Raw genomic sequence first — 15443 nt, forward strand, 5'->3', positions numbered from 1 at the left:
CAGTAAAAAGCCGTGCTAATGCACGGCTTTTTACTTTAAATACGGACAGCAGTCCCGCTCACCGCAACCATTAGCATTCCTTCACGAACTACTTCGTAATCCACGTCGATACCAACAATTGCATTCGCATTTTTTTGTCTTGCGAAAGTTTTCATCTCTTCCATTGCAATGTCGCGCGCTTCTTTTAATTTACTTTCATAAGCGCCCGCACGACCGCCGACAACGTCACGGACAGAGGCGAAAAGGTCACGAACGATATTCGCGCCCATAATCGCTTCTCCATTGACGATATCGATATACTCAATAATTTCTTTTCCTTGAATTGTAGACGTTGTTGTTACAATCATGCTTCATAGCCTCCCATATAAGATTTTCACTTACTTATGGTGCACTAATTCAGCAGAAATTATATTTACGAACTGAACTGTGCTTCGTATAACCTGCTGTATCCTCCGCCTTGTTCAATTAGTTCCTCATGTGAACCTTGTTCTGCGATACCATCTTTATTTACAACGACGATACGATCTGCATTTTTAATCGTTGCAAGTCTGTGAGCGATAACTAATGTTGTACGGCCGACAGATAGTTCAGCAAGTGATTTTTGAATCGCCAGTTCCGTCTCTGTATCTAATGCAGAAGTCGCTTCATCTAATATTAAAATTGGCGGGTTTTTCAAGAACATACGAGCAATCGCTAGACGCTGCTTCTGTCCACCAGAAAGTTTCACCCCACGCTCACCGATAACGGTATCTAAACCGTCTGGTTGTGAGTAAATTAAGTCTTCTAACTGCGCACGTTTTACTGCCTGCCAAATTTCAGCTTCTGACGCCTTTAAGTTTCCGTAAGCGATATTTTCACGAATTGTTCCTGAGAATAAGAACACATCTTGCTGCACAATTCCAATTTGCTTACGAAGTGAAGATAACGTCATATCTTTCGTATCAATACCATCAATTTGAATCGATCCAGACGATTGTTCATAAAAACGTGGTAATAGACTACATAACGTCGTTTTTCCAGCTCCTGATGGTCCTACGAAAGCAACTGTTTCACCTGCATGTATTTTCAAACTAATATCATTTAAAATCGGTTCTTTATTTTCATATCCGAATGTAATGTTGCTATATTGAATATCACCATGTACATGTTTAACTTCCATCGCATCTTTAGAGTCTACAATATCTGGCTCTGTTTCAAGAAGCTCTACATATCTCTTAAAACCAGCGATCCCTTTCGGATAACTTTCGATTACCGCATTAATTTTTTCAATTGGACGGAAGAAAATATTCGTTAATAGAACGAATCCGATAAATCCACCGTACGTTAATTCACCTTGCAGAACAAACCATGTACCGCATATTAAGACGAAGAGCGTTACGAGACGCATGAGCATATAACTAATCGATGAATTTAACGCCATAATTTTATACGCCATTAATTTCGTTGTACGGAAACGAGCATTGTTTACAGCAAATTGCTCTTTCTCAAACTTTTCATTTCCGAATGCTTGTACAACACGGATACCACCAACGTTGTTCTCAATACATGCATTGAAATCAGCAACGTCTGAGAATAAACGTCTAAACGTACCTGTCATTTTTTTATTGAAGTAAAGTGCCAACCACAATAGGAATGGAATAACGAAGAACGTTAATAACGCTAACTTCCAGTTGATCATCATCATAAATGAGAATGCCCCAACTAAAGTCATAACAGCGATAAATAAATCTTCTGGCCCATGGTGAGCAATTTCCCCAATTTCCATTAAGTCGTTTGTAAGACGTGAAATTAAATGACCTGTTTTATTATTGTCAAAAAATCTGAATGATAGCTTTTGAATGTGATCAAATAATTTCTGTCTCATATCCGTTTCAATGTTAACACCAAGCATATGTCCCCAATATGTAACGACATATTGTAAGCCTGCATTTAATATATACACTGCAAGTAAACCGAAACAAGCCCATAAAATAAGCGTCCAGTTTTGTCCTGGCAATAACTTATCAATAAATTGATTTACGATAAGCGGGAAGCCAAGTTCTAGTAACCCTGCGACAACTGCGCAAGAAAAGTCGAGTATAAATAAACCTTTATACGGTTTATAGTAAGAAAAAAATTTACGTAGCATATCTTACCTCCATTTTCCAAAATTAAAAAGACTCCCTAAATGATAACCATTATCAAATAATTATTCAAGTTATCCGTCTATGAAACTTCAAAAGAAGGTTTGCGATAGTTGTCGTTTTTTGCCGGAAAGTCGATATATTTGAATAATCGCTGATATAATTCGAGTTGCGCTGATATATCCCGATAATCGCCGATATATCCCGATAATCGCCGATATAAATTTCGTTTACTACTCTACTGCCCCCATCCAATACAAAAAGGGTATCACCTATTGGTGACACCCCACTTCTATTACATAGCTTCCGAATCCCACTCATGCTCCTGCTGAACAAACACAATACCTAATTCGTGATGTCCTCCGGCGTATAACGCCGTTTGAGCAAGGCGAAGCTCTCCGTTTGTATCTAATACTTCTAATTTACAAAATGCTCCTGTCGTCTTCGTTTGAAGTGCATCATAAAACTCTTCTGTGCTTCTTGGAATGACTCCATTTACTTTCGTAATCATTTCTCCAGGTAGTAAATTCAGCTCTGCCCCAATTGTATTCGGGATTGTATCTAATACAACGAGTCCATCATTACGTGCAGCGAAGTACGCTGGTCTTGTTTCATCCGCAATTTTCTCTTGCATGGAAATTGTGAAACGTCCAAGCATTGCGACTCCCATTGCGATAATGGCAAGTACGTGCCACCAATAACTTGCAATTCCTAAAACAAGTACAATTCCTGCTAATCCGTAGACACGTCTTCCTGTAAATAATAAAGCTTCCGTTGGCTCATAGCTTCTAATCTTTCTCATAAATCCAATTAAAAATGGAACGAGGAATAGAGAATATGTATGTGAACCAATTGAAACGACAGGCCACCATGAAATAAACTGCGTTACTGCATCACCTGGTACAAGAATAAAAATAGGCACAACCCATAAACGCTTTGATTCGTGTAAACCAATCTTTAGCCCACGCTTACCCTTCCTAACCTTCGGCGTAGAATATCCCACTGCATTTTTAGAAATCAACAAGCCCTCTACAACAAGCATGACGCCTAGTAAAATAGCAAGAGATACAATCGTACTCTCTTCCCCTTCTCCAAGCTGTAAGAAGGAAACTGGTAGCTTAGAAGATAATAGAACACATACAATCGCGATACTAAATGTATAAGCTGCTGATAAATATCGATACATAGCAGTTAATCCAAATAATAACGTCCAAAGTAAGATGACCCATAAGCTCGCTTTGGAAATGACAAGGCCAAGTCCAATTGTAATAATAGATACGATTAATCCGTATCCAACTCCCGCAAATAGAGATGTTCGCAGTTCAAACCAAATATCATAAACTTTAAAGGAAAAATCCTTTCGTTCTCGTAACATACGTAAGTATCCAACGAAGATACTACTTATTAAAAATACATAGACAGCAGGGTGTAAGAAAAAACGTCCAACCGCCCGCATTATTTCAAAAATCCATGCCTCCACGAATCCATTCACCACCATTTATATCATTCTTTCTTTTTATATTATCATAACTGGACAAACGTTTGTTTAACACAAAAAAATACAGGCAGCAAACTGCCTGTATTTCTTTTTATCCCGCTTTAATGGGCAGTAAGACCCCCACCTCAAAATCTAGCGAAAGCAAAGAATTTAGGTGGGGGATCCACTGCCCATAAAAGTCCGATTGGTTCAACTAATAATCAGTGGGGATGAAGAAAACCCCCACTGATTAAAGTTTCACTTTATTTCACTATTAATTTTAATGCGGACTGTAATTGTAGATCATTTTCTCCAGAACGGATTTTTTCAATAATTTTAGTTTGAATCGCCTCAGCTGTCTTTTTATCCAGCTGCCCTGTCGCTTCCATCTCATTCGCATTTTGGAATGCTTTCAGCGCTGATTCTGTCTCTTTACTAAAGTATCCATCTTCACGCCCCGGTACATATCCTAAACTCTTAAGCATTTCTTGCGCGTGTTTTACTTGCACATCATTTGAATTGTATGAAAGTGTTTTTTCAATTTGAATTGGTGTCGCATGATAATAATCTGGTTGCTTCACTTCTACTGTTGGCGCGATTCCTTTTTTATGAATCCAGTTTCCATCCGGTGTTAACCATTTAAACATCGTTAATTTAATGTTGCTGCCATCTTTAAATGGAACGGCTTGCTGAACAGTACCTTTACCAAACGTTTTTTCACCAATTAAATCGTATCCTTCTCCCTCTTTTAGCGCACCCGCTAAAATCTCTGAAGCAGAAGCACTTCCGTTATCAATTAATACTGAAATTGGATATGGCTTTTTCTCTTTCAGTTCCGTAGAGAATTTCTTTTTCTCACCATTTCGTTGCTCTACTTGTAGCATCGGCTTTTTATCCGTCATAATTTCCCCTAGTATCTCTTCTACACTATTTAAGTAGCCACCAGGATTACCACGCACGTCAATAACTAAGCCTTTTATGTTTTTCTTCTCTAACTCTTTTAACTGATCCTTAAATTCTTTCGCTGTATTTTCAGCAAAAGAAGTGATTTGCATATAACCGATATCTTTTCCGCTCTCTTGTTTCACAGAACTAAACACTGTGAAGATTGGAATTTTTTCACGCTTAATTTTAAATACAATCGGATCAGCTACTCCTGCACGCTTAATTTCAATCGCGACAGTCGTTCCTTTTTTACCACGAATCTTTAATACTGCTTCTTCACGTGATAAATCTTTCACACTATTTCCATCTACAGATAAAATTTGGTCATTCGGTTTAATTCCAATCTTTTCTGCCGGTGAGCCTTTAATTGGAGATACGATAATAAGCTTACCGTCCGTTTTGTTCACCTCAGCCCCGATCCCCTCTAGCTCAGGATCAAGTGATTCACTAAACTGTTTAGCCGTTTCTTTATCCATATACGTGGAATAAGGGTCCTTCAGCGTAGACAACATGCCTTGTATTGCACCTTCGACTAACTTGTCATCCTTCACGTCTTCCACATAACGTGAATCAATTAGTGCATACGCCTCATTAATTTTTGCCAAATTCCCTTGTGAGGTGCTAGCGTTTCCACTCGAAATCGTTTGCGTTACTTCTGCTGGGTTAACCCCAAATAAAGACATACCTGCAAACATTCCGCCAGCACCAATTAAAAATGCAACAACCATTCCAATAATTGCAACTCTACGTTTCAATGCGGAATTCCCCTTTCCAAAACACACAGGTGGTGTAGCAAAAGGCATCACACAGTGTGTGATGCCTTTACCTATTTCTACTATATGATAAGCTTGTACGAATTATGTTTGCAACTTTTTATACTTTTAAGAAGCGACGAATTGACATTACACTTCCCCACATACCGATTAAAGCCCCGATTAACACTAGTAAACCAGCTAATTGGAATACGAAAGGACTGTATGGTAGAAGTTCGAAAATTGTTCCGCCAAGTTTTTCGTTAAACACACTTTGTAGTGAATTATACGTAACTAGAATTAAGCCTATTGGAATAATTGACCCTAATACTCCTAGGAATAATCCCTCTAATAAGAACGGCCAACGAATAAACCAGTTTGTTGCACCTACCAGTTTCATAATTTCGATTTCTGTACTACGAGCATAAATTGTAATTTTAATTGTATTAGAGATTAAGAACATCGCTGTGAATAAAAGACCTGCAATTAACGCAATCCCGATATTACGTCCTGTTTTTACAGTATCAAATAATTTTTCAACTTGACCTTTACCGTATTGAACATTACTTACAAACTGCATTTTCTCAATCTTTTTCGCGATTGTCGCTGTATCTGTTGGTTCTTTTGCTTTTACAATGAATACGTTTTTAAGTGGGTTATCTTGTTCAAATAACTCAAACGTTTTTCCGCTATCACCTAAGCTTTTAATTAAGCGTTTTAACTCTTCTTCTTTAGAAGAATATTTAATAGATTCTACTTTGGCAATCTTACTCATATCATCTTCTAATTTCTTTTGATCAGCTTCTTTTGCTGCTGGATCAATGTGTACACGAATTTCTACATCTTGCTCTACTTTCGTCGCAAAATGGTTCATATTCATAATCGCTGTTAAAAAGACACCTACAAGTAATAATGTAACTGTTACTGCACTAACAGAAGCAAATGTCATCCATCCGTTACGTGATAGATTCTTTACACCTTCTCGCAAATGTCGACTAAGGGTCTTAGCCTTCATATCCGTATCCTCCCTCAATCTCATCTCGAACAATTTTTCCGCCTTCAATCGCGATTACACGATGACGAATTGTATTTACGATATCTGAGTTATGTGTCGCCATAACAATCGTTGTACCACGCTCGTTAATACGCGTAAAAATCTTCATAATATCAAGAGCTGTTTCAATATCTAAGTTACCTGTTGGCTCATCGGCAATTACAACCTTTGGTCTATTAACAATTGCTCTCGCAATCGCAACACGTTGCTGCTCTCCGCCCGAAAGTTCACTTGGTAGTGCGTCTGCACGATCCTCAAGACCTACAAGACCTAAAACTTCTGTTACACGCTCACGAATGGCTTCTTTTTCTTCTTCAATTACTTCTAAGGCAAACGCAACATTCTCATATACCGTTAACTTAGGTAGTAATTTAAAATCTTGGAAAATTACGCCTAATTGACGACGGAAATATGGAACATCTCTTTCTGCTAATGTTTCAATAACAAGTCCATTTACATTAATTGATCCTGTAGATGGCTTCTCTTCACGATACATCATTTTAATAAATGTAGATTTCCCGGCTCCACTCGGTCCAACTACGTATACAAACTCACCTTGTTTAATGTTAACTGTGAGACCAGCAATGGCTTTCATACCATTCGGGTACTCCTTATAAACATTCGTCATTTTTATCATTATTTATCACCCAATACTTAATGATTTTTTTCGAAATACTTTTCTGTACATCTGAAAATAAAAACTTTATTCTCACTTAACCATTCTTGTTGAAGGTAGCTTCTATTCATGCTTTTTATTAGCAGCGCTACTCTATGTAATATATTTCAGCAAAATTCTACAAACCCCATTGTAACATCAAACGGTTTCCAGTTCGGATACATTTTTGTTACAGTTATGTTACACTCAAAAAAAAAGGAAACGAGTCGTCATAGTTCTTACCCAAAATCATTTTGGAATAAGATTATATAACCAACTCGTCCACTTTACCTTTTTTATTTATGTTCAGCTAACCACTCAGCTACTTTTTTCGCATCCTCACCTTGAATGATTCCTGGTGACATGGAACCGCGACCTTTTTCAATAATCTTTTCAATCTCTGCTGCATCATATTTCTGTCCCACTTTTCGTAAATCCGGTCCAGTTGCTCCCGATAAATCTTTCGCATGACAACCTATACAGCTTTTTTGGTAAATTTGCTCTGCGCTATCTGTGCTTGCAGATTGTTTCGAAGGCTTACTCTCTTCTTTATTTCCACATGCTCCTAAAGCAAAAACGACTGATGTTCCTAACGCAATAGCCAACAATTTCTTTTTCACTTCTATCGCTCCCCATTGTTGATATTCTTTTCATTCCTAACACACTCATTTTCATTATAAGCATTATCTTTATATAGAAAAACTAAGGTATATTTCATATTTTTCAAAAATACAGTAAGAACCCTGATAATATAAAGCTTTCATAATTTGTTTCAATTCTGTGAACAACGTAAAAACTTCTATAAAGAATTCTTGTTGAACAGAAAATCAGAAAAGTTCTGTTCAAGTCTTACTCTATTGCCGCTCTGTTTTACTATTCTCTACTTTTTACAATACAATATACAACATTGTATGCTACATATAATCTCATCAAAAAGAGAAGTTGTCGTTTCCAACTTCTCTTCCTCTTTATTTCATCTATAGAAATAAAATCAAATTCTTTATATCCTCGATTATCCTCAGCATACGCCGACAACTTTGTTGGCTTTTTTTCGCTTATTAGATGCGAGAACGTAAGTAAGCATCAATAAATGGATCAATTTCTCCATCCATAACTGCTTGTACGTTACCAACCTCTGTATTTGTACGGTGGTCTTTCACAAGAGAATACGGGTGGAATACGTAAGAACGAATTTGGCTACCCCATCCGATTTCTTTTTGTTCACCGCGAATTTCATCTAACTCCGCTTGTTGCTCTTCTAATTTCTTTTGGTATAATTTCGCTTTTAACATTTTCATCGCGTGCTCACGGTTTTTAATTTGTGAACGCTCTGACTGACATGTTACAACTGTGTTTGTTGGTGTATGTGTAATACGAACTGCTGAGTCTGTCGTATTAATATGCTGTCCACCTGCACCACTTGCACGGTACGTATCAACTTTTAAGTCTTCTGAACGTATTTCGATTTCAACTTCATCATTGAACTCAGGTACAACTTCACAAGATACAAACGATGTATGACGACGGCCTGAAGAATCGAATGGCGAAATACGTACAAGACGGTGTACACCTTTCTCTGCCTTTAAATAACCGTAAGCGTTATGACCTTTAATTAATAAAGTAACACTCTTAATACCTGCTTCATCACCTGGTAAGTAGTCAACCGTTTCTACTTTAAACCCACGTTTTTCAGCCCAACGTGTGTACATACGTAATAACATAGAACCCCAGTCTTGTGACTCTGTTCCACCAGCACCTGGGTGTAATTCTAAAATAGCGTTATTTTTATCATAAGGATCGCTTAGTAGTAACTGAAGCTCATACTCATTCATTTCTTGAATTAAACCCTTCACTTCTGATTCAAGCTCCTCATGTAAATCTTCATCATACTCTTCTTTTAAAAGCTCATGCGTGATTTCTAAATTTTCAAACGTCTCATCTAACTGACGGAACTTTCCAACCATCTCTTTCAGTGCATTAGCTTCGTTAATTACAGCTTGTGCGCCTTGTTGGTCATCCCAAAATCCTGCACCCATCATTGTCTCTTCTAAATCTGCAATTTGTTTCTCCTTAGTAGGAAGGTCAAAGAGACCCCCTAAAAGCCGCTAATCGCTTAGCCATTTTCTCTAATTCTTGTCTAATTTCTACTAATTCCATTTCCTTCACCTCTATGTAATTGCTGTTACTTTCTTATGAAAACAAGGGAAACTCTCTCCACTTATGACGGAGAGAGTTTAATCTTTCTTAATTATACATTTTTAATGTAAAATTTTGCAAAGTAATCTGGGCTACCGCCCTGTATTACTTCCCGATACCACAGCAGTTTTTATATTTTTTACCGCTACCACATTTACATAAATCGTTGCGGCCTACTTGGTCACCTTTTACAACTGGTTTTTTCTTCGCTTCTTCGCCATCGCTAGATGGATGAACAGCTTCACCTTGAACAACTTCTTGACGCTCTAAGTTTTGTTCAATTTCAGCTTTCATAATGTAACGAGAAATTTCCTCTTCAATAGAAGCAATCATTGACTCGAACATTGCGAATCCTTCCATTTGATACTCACGAAGTGGATCAATTTGACCGTAAGCACGTAAATGAATACCTTCACGAAGATGATCCATCGCATCAATATGCTCTGTCCATTTCGTATCTACTACACGGAATACAACAACTTTTTCGAACTCACGCATTTGCTCTTCTGGCAGAAGCTTTTCTTTGTCGTTGTAACGCTCTATTAATTTCGCGATAATTGGCTCGCTCATTTCCTCTGGAGCAAGACGACGTAACTCTTCTTCTTTTATATCGCCTTCTTGCAGAAGGTTGGCATTTAAGTAGTCAACAAGACCTTTAATGTTCCAATCTTCTTCAATTTCCTCTTGTGTATGAAGCGCAACAGCACGTTCTACTGTAGATTTCATCATACCTTCAATAATACTGCGTAAGTTCTCAGAATCCATTACTTCTTGACGCTGTTTGTAAATAACTTCACGTTGCTGACGAAGTACATCATCGTACTGCAGTAACTGCTTACGTGCATCATAGTTATTTCCTTCTACACGTTTTTGTGCAGATTCTACCGCACGAGAAACCATTTTACTTTCAATCGGCTGTGAATCATCCATACCAAGACGATCCATCATCGCTTTCATATTGTCAGAACCGAATCGGCGCATTAGTTCATCTTCCATAGACAAGTAGAACTGCGTTACACCAGGGTCCCCTTGACGACCAGCACGACCACGTAACTGATTATCAATACGACGGCTTTCGTGACGCTCTGTACCGATAACTGCTAGACCAACGTTTTTAATATCGTCTCCAAGCTTAATATCCGTACCACGACCAGCCATATTCGTCGCAATCGTTACAGCACCTTTCATACCAGCTTCTGCAATGATATCTGCTTCACGCGCATGGTTTTTCGCGTTTAAAATGTTATGGCGTACACCTTTACGTGTTAACATTTTTGAAATAAGCTCTGACGTTTCAATTGCAACTGTACCAACAAGAATAGGTTGCCCTTGTTTATGACGATTTACAATATCCTCAACAACTGCATTGAATTTGCCTTCCATTGATTTGAAGATTAAATCAGCACGGTCATCACGAATAATATCTTTGTTCGTTGGAATTACGATAACATTCATATTGTAAATACTACGGAATTCTTCTTCTTCCGTTTTCGCTGTACCAGTCATACCAGATAACTTTTCATACATACGGAAATAGTTCTGGAACGTAATTGTTGCGAGTGTCATACTTTCATTTTGAATTTCTACGCCTTCTTTTGCTTCAATAGCTTGGTGCAAACCTTCGCTATAACGACGACCTTTCATAAGACGACCAGTGAATTGGTCTACAATTACGATTTCGCCTTCTTGTACAACATAATCTGTATCAAGGTGCATGACAACGTGTGCACGAAGTGCCTGATTAATATGGTGAAGAAGTGCGACATGTTTTAAATCGAATAAGTTTTCAATATGGAAAGCTTTCTCTGCTTTCGTAATACCATCTTCAGTTAACATTACATTTTTCGTTTTCACATCAAATGAATACTCTTTTTCATTTTCTAATGTACGAACGAATGCATTTGCAAACATGTATAACTCTGTTGATTTTTGAGCTTGTCCCGAAATAATAAGCGGTGTACGTGCTTCATCGACTAAAATAGAATCGACTTCATCGATAATAGCAAAATGAAGTGGACGCTGAACGCACTGTTCTCTATATAAAACCATGTTGTCACGTAAGTAATCGAATCCAAGCTCATTATTTGTGCTATACGTAATATCAGCAGCATAAGCCTCTTGTTTCTCTTCGCGTGACATGCTGTTTAAGTTAATTCCTACTGTTAAGCCTAGGAACTCATGAAGTTGTCCCATTTCGCTCGCATCACGTTGTGCTAAGTATTCATTGACTGTAACAACGTGAACACCTTTTCCTGTTAAAGCATTTAAATATACAGGTAATGTAGATGTTAACGTTTTACCTTCACCCGTTTTCATCTCAGAGATATTCCCTTCATGTAAGGCAATACCACCCATTAACTGCACGCCATACGGACGCATTCCAAGAACACGCGTCGCAGCTTCGCGAACAACTGCAAAAGCTTCAGGAAGTAGATCATCTACTGTCTCACCTTTTGTTAAACGTTCTTTAAATTCAAGCGTCTTTCCTTTTAATTGCTCATCTGTTAGTGGCTTAATAGATGATTCTAATGCATCAATTTGTTCAACTGTCTTCTGCATACGTTTAATTTGGCGTTGATTTACATCAAATACCTTTTTTAAAATACCGATCATAGGAAATACGCTCCTCTTTTTTATTAAAATAAAACTTCCGATTGTTTTTTCTTTTTCTATTACAATCAGTCGTTATAAAAATCAAATGTATGTTATGCCAATTTTTCTCCTAATTAAAAAAACTAAAATGTATATACCTAATGATAATTGTAACACTTGTCTTATAACTATGACAACAATCGGCCGAATGTCTCGTTCTAAATTAAGAAAAATTTTTAAAAAAATCTATTTTCAGCAAAAAAAGCGCAGCCATTTCGGCTGCGCTTTTGAATTATTATTTAGTTTCGATTAAACCATATTTCCCATCTTTACGGCCGTATACAACATTAGTTTCATTTGTATCAGCATTTGTGAAGACGAAGAAATTATGTCCTAGCATATCCATTTGTAGGATCGCTTCTTCAACGTCCATCGGTTTTAAATCAAATCGTTTTGTACGTACAAGTTCTAATTCATCCTCTTCTACCGCATCCAGAACAGCTACTGCTTCTGGAAGGATAAAGTTCGTTTTCATAGAACCTTTCTCACGTAACTTACGATTTACCTTTGTTTTATGTTTACGAATTTGTCGCTCAAGTTTATCAACTACTAAATCGATAGCAGCGTACATATCGCTATTAGTTTCTTCTGCACGAAGTAATAAATCAGTAAATGGAATTGTTACCTCGACACGTTGCTTGTCAGAGTATACTTTTAAATTAACTTTAATCTCTGGGAATGTATCAAAATAACGCTCTAACTTACTTAGTTTTTTCTCTACATATTCCTTTAATGCTGGAGTTACTTCAATATTTTCACCACGAATGTTGAATTTCATAGATGAATTCCTCCTTTCAAGCCTATGTACTATAATTTCGACATTGGCTTAAAAACTCCTTCTAACTTTTTTAAAAAAATTAGTGGAATTGCGATTTTTTTATCGTTTTTTGTTGAAATGAAAAGATGCATCGTTTCTATCTTTATTTTATCCTATTAACATCGTGAATAACGAATATAACTGTGGACAATTCGTTACAGAAAAGAAACAACTTTTTGACAACTTGATTCATAACAAAAACCCCTTGCAAAAAACAAGAGGTTCTACCATATATATAACGTTGCCACAAACGCAGCTCTCTCTTCCCAAAAACAATATTCCTACAATTTTACAACATTAGCTGCTTGTGGTCCACGTGCTCCATCTACAATGTCAAACTCAACTTGTTGCCCTTCTTCTAATGACTTATATCCATCTTGTTGAATAGCAGAAAAATGAACAAATACATCATCACCATCTTCACGCTCAATAAACCCAAATCCCTTTTCTGCATTGAACCATTTCACTCTTCCTTGCATGTTCATTCCATTCCCTTCACTCTAAAAATCAGGGCATTCGCCCCATACTTTGACTATAACGAATGACAACTTACGAAGTCAAAGAAGACTTATCGTCTTTTTATTATCCCTTTCGACAGTTACAGATCAACTTCTACAAAGCGTCAAACTAGAAACTTCCCTTGCTCCTCTATCGTATAAAAGACTTCCAATTTGTCTAACTGTAATTCCTGTCGTATATACATCATCAACGAGTAAGATATGTTGATTATGAAACATATCTTCTCCCTGAAAATAAAAAGGATTACTTCCCGAAAGCCTTTCTTTACGTGTCTTCTTACTTTGCTTTTCTGTTTCCCTTCTTCTTAATGAGGGATAAGAAATTTTGACAGGTAAACATGCTGCTAATAACTCTGCCTGATTAAAACCACGTTCATATTCCCGTTCCCTACTAAGCGGAACAGCAATAACACTTGAAACGCTCGTAAAATGCTTTTGAAATAGCTCTCGAAACGATCGATGAAAAATATGAACCAACTCCGCATCCCCCCGAAACTTAAACTGTGTTAATATTTCTTTCATCTCATCATCGTACACGTGCAAAGAACGATTTTTAAAAGGACGATAATTCTCCTCATTTATCCACCTTACGCAATCCATACAAATATCATTTTCTTTATATTCGGAAGGCAAGTCCTCTAAAGGTCGCCCACACTCCATGCAAATCTCTCCTATAATATAGGAAAGTTTCCGCTCACACCCATCACATATATATTTTTTGCGAGACTTTACAAAGAAGGTGTACCAACTAACTGTTTCCAACATATACTCATCGCAAAGTAGACAATGCATTAATCGATTAATCCTTGTTCTTTCGCCTTTTTGTTCATACTTTGAATATGCCTTTTCGCGCGTACCATCGCCTCTGTCTTACCGCAATGAAAATAAACGACCTCGCCATAAGGTTCTTCAAAACTGCGACCTGCTCGGCCGGCAATTTGTACGAGCGCACTTTCTGAAAAGATTTCTTCTTCCGCCCCTAACACCGCAACTTGTAAATTCTTCACAGTTACTCCTCTCTCTAAAATTGTCGTTGTAACTAATAACGGAATTTCTCCCTTTCTGAAAGCTACTACTTTTTCTTTTCTCATCGGATCTTCTGCATGTACACCATCGATTCTAGGATCCAACGTTTTCAATATCAGGCTCAATTCTTCTATATATCGCACATGAGGAACAAATAAAAAAATGGGATACTTTTTGCTTACGTACATTTTTAACCATTGTAGTAACACTCGAGGAATTCTTTTATGGTGGAGACTTTTCTTCCAATTTCCGCACCAGCAAAATAGAGGAACTGGTAACGGATGACGATGGTATCGTCCAGAGACAATGATACCTTTTTGTTTACCACTTCTGAAATTATGTTTCCACTTTTCATCGGGAGTTGCCGTTAAATAAATACGCGCCGCTTTCTCTTTCATCGCTTGTTGCACTGCATACTGTAACATTTGATCTGCATAATACGGGAAGGCATCGATCTCATCTACAACCATGACATGAAACGCTCTATAGTAACGTAACAGTTGATGAGTCGTTGCAACGACTAACGCTGCATCTTTTTCCCGGTCTACACTCCCTCCGTATAAAGCAGCTACATTTATATGTGGAAACACTTCTTGTAATCTCGGTGCTAATTCCAGTACAACATCTGTTCTTGGTGTTGCGATACAAACTCTTTCTCCTTTTTGAAGTGCCTCTTCAATACCGTAAAATAGCATTTCAGTTTTTCCAGCCCCGCACACAGCCCAAATAAAAAAAGATTCTTTCTGCTTAATAGCTTCTATAACACCTTGCGCAGCCAACTCCTGACCAGTAGACAAGGCCCCATTCCACTGTAACGAATTTAAACCTTTTTCTCCTTTTCTTTCAGCGATTCCACGAACGAGTACAGCACATTCACTTACCCTCCCCATCGTTATACACTTCCGGCAATACGTACATACTTTACTGCACCTTTTACATAAAAATGACGCAAATAGTCGCTGCTCTATATTTCCGCAGCGCTGACACATATATTTAGAAGCTTTCTTTTTTACACCTTGTACACATACGACCTTCCGCTTCTTTTTCAAATCTTGTAATGTATCCCGTAAATCTGAAGAGAGTTCCTCTAATAGTAACTGTTTCCCTGCTAACATCAGCAACCACCTCCAGCACTACTATAAACCTTTCTCATAATCTCGTAAAAACTCAAAAAAGCCGATAACCTACTTATAAAATAGTAAGCTATCGACTTTATACACGTTTTTTT

At 37.5% G+C, this 15443-nt stretch carries 13 protein-coding genes; all 13 read right to left on the minus strand.

Annotation, left to right across the window (positions count from 1 at the left end; all coding sequences use genetic code 11):
* Positions 1 to 35: 35 nt before the first annotated feature.
* Positions 36 to 347, minus strand: a complete 312-nt coding sequence (locus ACLBWW_RS11005; protein ID WP_000637523.1) for a heavy metal-binding domain-containing protein — start codon at positions 345 to 347, stop codon at positions 36 to 38.
* 65 nt (positions 348 to 412) lie between these two features.
* A complete protein-coding gene (locus ACLBWW_RS11010; protein WP_000944610.1) occupies positions 413 to 2128 on the minus strand; it encodes an ABC transporter ATP-binding protein in 1716 nt (571 codons plus the stop codon).
* Positions 2129 to 2418: 290 nt separating this feature from the next.
* Entirely contained in the window at positions 2419 to 3603 is a 1185-nt protein-coding gene (locus ACLBWW_RS11015; protein ID WP_116442948.1) for a PDZ domain-containing protein, read from the minus strand.
* Between the two features lie 260 nt (positions 3604 to 3863).
* Positions 3864 to 5300: a S41 family peptidase gene (locus ACLBWW_RS11020; RefSeq protein ID WP_000830301.1), complete on the minus strand. Its 1437-nt coding sequence runs from the start codon at positions 5298 to 5300 to the stop codon at positions 3864 to 3866.
* 118 nt (positions 5301 to 5418) lie between these two features.
* The gene (gene ftsX, locus ACLBWW_RS11025) at positions 5419 to 6312 is read right to left on the minus strand and encodes a permease-like cell division protein FtsX (RefSeq protein ID WP_000645020.1); all 894 of its coding nucleotides are present in this window, start codon (positions 6310 to 6312) and stop codon (positions 5419 to 5421) included.
* Positions 6302 to 6988: a cell division ATP-binding protein FtsE gene (ftsE, locus tag ACLBWW_RS11030; RefSeq protein ID WP_000594325.1), complete on the minus strand. Its 687-nt coding sequence runs from the start codon at positions 6986 to 6988 to the stop codon at positions 6302 to 6304. The genes ftsX and ftsE overlap by 11 nt, the downstream gene beginning before the upstream one ends.
* Positions 6989 to 7302: 314 nt before the next feature.
* Positions 7303 to 7626 carry a cytochrome c551 gene (gene cccB / locus ACLBWW_RS11035; RefSeq protein ID WP_000727965.1) on the minus strand — a complete coding sequence of 108 codons (324 nt, stop codon included), beginning with the start codon at positions 7624 to 7626 and terminating at the stop codon, positions 7303 to 7305.
* Between the two features lie 438 nt (positions 7627 to 8064).
* Positions 8065 to 9163, minus strand: a protein-coding gene (gene prfB, locus ACLBWW_RS11040; protein ID WP_097908205.1) for a peptide chain release factor 2 whose coding sequence is annotated in 2 segments (ribosomal slippage) — positions 8065 to 9090 and positions 9092 to 9163 — 1098 coding nt in all. Because the reading frame shifts where the segments join, the coding sequence is not laid out codon by codon here.
* Positions 9164 to 9307: 144 nt separating this feature from the next.
* On the minus strand, positions 9308 to 11815 hold the full coding sequence (secA, locus tag ACLBWW_RS11045) for a preprotein translocase subunit SecA (RefSeq protein ID WP_048542521.1): 2508 nt from the start codon (positions 11813 to 11815) through the stop codon (positions 9308 to 9310).
* 274 nt (positions 11816 to 12089) lie between these two features.
* Positions 12090 to 12632: a ribosome hibernation-promoting factor, HPF/YfiA family gene (hpf, locus tag ACLBWW_RS11050; protein WP_000671189.1), complete on the minus strand. Its 543-nt coding sequence runs from the start codon at positions 12630 to 12632 to the stop codon at positions 12090 to 12092.
* 320 nt (positions 12633 to 12952) lie between these two features.
* Complete coding sequence (cspC, locus tag ACLBWW_RS11055; protein WP_001990088.1) at positions 12953 to 13150, minus strand: cold shock protein CspC; 198 nt, start codon at positions 13148 to 13150, stop codon at positions 12953 to 12955.
* A 126-nt stretch (positions 13151 to 13276) separates the two neighbouring features.
* A complete protein-coding gene (locus tag ACLBWW_RS11060; RefSeq protein WP_098068800.1) occupies positions 13277 to 13981 on the minus strand; it encodes a ComF family protein in 705 nt (234 codons plus the stop codon).
* Positions 13981 to 15330, minus strand: coding sequence for an ATP-dependent helicase ComFA (gene comFA, locus ACLBWW_RS11065; protein WP_098131607.1), 1350 nt, complete (start codon positions 15328 to 15330; stop codon positions 13981 to 13983). Before comFA ends, ACLBWW_RS11060 begins: the two co-directional genes overlap by 1 nt.
* Between the last annotated feature and the right edge of the window lie 113 nt (positions 15331 to 15443).

Source organism: Bacillus sp. M5A3_1b (genome assembly GCF_053345335.1).

Excerpts from the sequence above, each read along its gene's own strand:
- ACLBWW_RS11005 (WP_000637523.1), bottom strand. The coding sequence starts at position 347 with ATGATTGTAACAACAACGTCTACAATTCAAGGAAAAGAAATTATTGAG.
- ACLBWW_RS11010 (WP_000944610.1), bottom strand. The coding sequence starts at position 2,128 with ATGCTACGTAAATTTTTTTCTTACTATAAACCGTATAAAGGTTTATTT.
- ftsX (WP_000645020.1), bottom strand. The coding sequence starts at position 6,312 with ATGAAGGCTAAGACCCTTAGTCGACATTTGCGAGAAGGTGTAAAGAAT.
- ftsE (WP_000594325.1), bottom strand. The coding sequence starts at position 6,988 with ATGATAAAAATGACGAATGTTTATAAGGAGTACCCGAATGGTATGAAA.
- secA (WP_048542521.1), bottom strand. The coding sequence starts at position 11,815 with ATGATCGGTATTTTAAAAAAGGTATTTGATGTAAATCAACGCCAAATT.
- hpf (WP_000671189.1), bottom strand. The coding sequence starts at position 12,632 with ATGAAATTCAACATTCGTGGTGAAAATATTGAAGTAACTCCAGCATTA.
- cspC (WP_001990088.1), bottom strand. The coding sequence starts at position 13,150 with ATGCAAGGAAGAGTGAAATGGTTCAATGCAGAAAAGGGATTTGGGTTT.
- ACLBWW_RS11060 (WP_098068800.1), bottom strand. The coding sequence starts at position 13,981 with ATGCATTGTCTACTTTGCGATGAGTATATGTTGGAAACAGTTAGTTGG.
- comFA (WP_098131607.1), bottom strand. The coding sequence starts at position 15,330 with ATGTTAGCAGGGAAACAGTTACTATTAGAGGAACTCTCTTCAGATTTA.